General features: G+C 36.2%; 4 protein-coding genes. All 4 read left to right on the plus strand.

Annotated features, from left to right (window positions below; all coding sequences use genetic code 11):
• Window positions 1–339 precede the first annotated feature (339 nt).
• Complete coding sequence (locus Q0F90_RS08235) at window positions 340–969, plus strand: DUF47 domain-containing protein (RefSeq protein ID WP_296004654.1); 630 nt, start codon at window positions 340–342, stop codon at window positions 967–969.
• Complete coding sequence (locus tag Q0F90_RS08240; RefSeq protein WP_296004656.1) at window positions 962–1,960, plus strand: inorganic phosphate transporter; 999 nt, start codon at window positions 962–964, stop codon at window positions 1,958–1,960. Before Q0F90_RS08235 ends, Q0F90_RS08240 begins: the two co-directional genes overlap by 8 nt.
• Before the next feature lie 364 nt (window positions 1,961–2,324).
• On the plus strand, window positions 2,325–2,498 hold the full coding sequence (locus tag Q0F90_RS08245) for a hypothetical protein (RefSeq protein WP_167386491.1): 174 nt from the start codon (window positions 2,325–2,327) through the stop codon (window positions 2,496–2,498).
• A 523-nt stretch (window positions 2,499–3,021) separates the two neighbouring features.
• Window positions 3,022–3,358 (plus strand): PTS sugar transporter subunit IIA (locus tag Q0F90_RS08250; protein WP_296004660.1); only part of this gene is annotated, 337 nt, incomplete at its 3' end.

Consider the following 3,358-nt stretch of genomic DNA (forward strand, 5'->3'; position numbering starts at 1 on the left):
CTACATGCCCAACATCTGTGCCTAATTTGAAAAAGGCAGCAGAAGCAGCCGCGCAAGCAAATTAATAGAATATGAAGCAGATAGTTGATGCTGTAATCAACTATCTGCTTTTTTATTTTTAACATATATTTTGAAATATATTTTGGAAATATATGTTATGGCGATATTTTATGGCATACCTATAGGTAATAAAACTTTCACATAGTAGAATAATACATATGCTATATACGCATAGGGGTTAAAATATAGAGATTGTAAATTAGTTTAGGAATTATCTTTAGTGTGCTATAATTAAGATATTATTATAGAAGCAATCAATACTGTTTCAGGAGGATCTTCATGGCTTTTAAATTAAAAGGAAAAGAAGAAAAATTTTTCAGTATTTTAGAAAATCATGCTGCTCTTACATTTGAAAGTGCAGAGATGATGGAGCGTGTGTTTAAAGGCGAAATCTCTAAAGAAGAGGCTTTTCTTGAAATTGATACAAAGGAAAAAGCTGCCGATGAATTAGTAAACGAAACAGTGGACCGTTTGCGTAAAACATTCATCACTCCAATGGATCGTGAAGATATTCAGCTCTTGATCGACCAATTGGATACTACATTAGATAATATTAAAGAAATCATGGACAAAATGGTTATGTACCACGTTGGTAAACCAAGTGATGGTGCGATCCGTATGAGTGAAATCGTTGTAAAATGCGTTAAGCATATCAATAAATCTATCGGTTACATGGGTAGCCTTAAAAAGGACCATGTTAAGGTAGAAGGCCGTGTACACCAAGTATTGAAACTTGAGTCTGAAGCGGATAACATTTACCACGAAGAAATGGCTAAGCTCTTTACTGAGTGTACAGATCCAATTGAAATTATCAAATGGAAGGAAATCCTTAGCTCCATGGAAGATGTAATCGATGGTTGCGAAGATTTGGTTGGTACATTCCGCCGGGTAGTATTGAAGTATGCTTGATGCTCAATATTTAGTATGGCTAGTTGTATTTCTAGCATTAGCCTTCGACTATATCAATGGCTTCCACGATACAGCGAATGCCATTGCTACATCCGTATCCACCCGTGCTATTGAGCCTAAAAAGGCTATTATGATGACTGCAGCACTCAACTTCTTGGGCGCTATGGTTAGTACAGGTGTTGCGAAGACTATCGGTGGTGACATCGTAATGTCTGCATCTCTTATCAATAGTAGTATCATTGCGGCGGCCCTTATCGGTGCCATTACATGGAACTTATTGACCTGGTATTGGGGGATTCCAAGTTCCTCATCTCATGCGCTTATCGGTGGTATCATCGGTGCTGTAGGTTGGTCTGTAGGCTTTGATGCTTTAAATGAGGCTGGTATCTTAAAGATCTTCTTATCCCTCATTTTATCTCCAATCGTAGCCATGATTGGTGGCTATATTGTGATGAAAGTATTGTTGCTTATCTTTGGTAGATTTTCGCCAATCGTATTGAATGATAGATTTAGATCCATGCAAATTGTGTCTGCCGTTATGATGGCCTTTTCTCATGGTTCTAATGATGCTCAAAAGGCGATGGGGATTATTACGTTAACTTTGCTTAGCGGTGGCTTTATCGATACATTGGATGTACCATTATGGGTTAAACTTTGTTGTGCTACGGCTATGGCTATGGGTACAGCAGTGGGTGGTTGGAAAATCATCTCCACCATGGGGACTAAGATTTTCAAACTAGAAACTATCAATGGTTTCGCTGCTGATTTAAACTCTGCTATTACAATTTTTACAGCTACATTCTTACATTTACCTGTAAGTACGACACACGTTGTAAGTGGTTCCTTATTAGGTGTAGGTTCCTCTAAACGTCTTAAAGCTGTTAACTGGGGCGTAGCAAGATCTATGGTGTTGGCTTGGTTTGTAACAATTCCATTATCTGGTATTGTAGCGGCTATTGCTTATGAAATCGGTCACTTACTATTTGGTTAATACATAACTTCATAACAATAAAAAGACTGCGAAAGCAGTCTTTTTTGTTTTAGGACCTAAATTAATAAGATTGTGTCTTAGAAATTGATAATATCGCTAGATTTTGTTTGGTGTTAAATACTATATTCTATAAAAGCGATTTATCTATATTTGGCAACGTTGATGTTGGAATTCAAGTGAAATAGGAAGAAAAACTTATAAATATGTGGTTTTCTGAATTATGCGTTTTATTAATAAATGCAGTTTATTACTTGTTTATGAGTTGTTTTGGGTTTATTTAGAATGAATAACTATTGCATACTTATGTAACGGAGGTTATACTATCGGTAGAAGGAGTTTTTCAAGTGAAAAGAGAGGTAACTATATGGCATGGGGTGGAACTAGACGCGGTGCCGGGCGCCCACGTAATCCGATTAAACGCATTGGTAGAACGATTCGACTCAGTGATGAAGAATTTCTTTCACTAAAACCTTTAATTATGGCTATAAAGGCAAATAACGATAAACGATATAGGCAACAATGTGCTAGAAACGCATAGACATATAAAGATAAATCTTAAAATATATAAATATATAAATATATATGTATAAACACATATATACATAAATACATAACTACATAACTACATAACTACATAACTATATAATTAATAAGGCATTGTCACAGCATATACAACTTAATAAACTTTAAATCTAATTTACAATAACCCATTATTCCTAAATCTTTCAACTACAACACATCTCTACTCTCTAAATCAATATGCTGTGTGCAATACAAGCAGTACGAAAAGGTCCCAATTCATTTGAATTGGGACCTTTTCGTTGATCATAGTTAGCTAGATTCAATTAGTTTATAGTCAGCTATATTAGTCGATTTTAACGCCGTGAATTTCTTCAGCTTTCGCTTTTACACCGAAAATCTCACCTAATTTGATCATGTCGCTGAAGTTAGTTTCTAAATCTGCTTTTTGATAAGCTTATTGTTATTTTGATATATGAAAAACTTCTTAGAATAGCTATAATAGAAGTATATGTATAGATATAAGCTTAGGAGGTGTTAGCTTGTTACAAGATTTATTATCCGACGACAATGTATCGTTTCACTATCCCGCTGAAACGTGGGAAGAGGTAATTCGTCACGGTGGCCAACTCATGGTTGATGCTGGTTTTACTGATCCATCTTATACAGAGGCTATGGTTGAGGTGGTGCGTGAAATGGGTCCATATATTGTATTGGCCCCAGGTCTTGCAATGCCGCATGCTCGCCCTGAACATGGGGCAAAACGGGTAGGTACAGCATTAGTTACGTTGGAGAAGCCATTGAACTTTGGTAGCCCAGACAATGACCCTGTATCTGTAGCATTGTTCTTATGTGCTCCTAATAAGGATGAGCATATTC

This window comes from uncultured Veillonella sp., assembly GCF_934190855.1.
Taxonomy (GTDB): Bacteria; Bacillota; Negativicutes; order Veillonellales; family Veillonellaceae; genus Veillonella.

Coding starts and splice junctions, on each gene's coding strand:
- Q0F90_RS08235 (WP_296004654.1), top strand. CDS start 340: ATGGCTTTTAAATTAAAAGGAAAAGAAGAAAAATTTTTCAGTATTTTA.
- Q0F90_RS08240 (WP_296004656.1), top strand. CDS start 962: ATGCTTGATGCTCAATATTTAGTATGGCTAGTTGTATTTCTAGCATTA.
- Q0F90_RS08245 (WP_167386491.1), top strand. CDS start 2,325: ATGGCATGGGGTGGAACTAGACGCGGTGCCGGGCGCCCACGTAATCCG.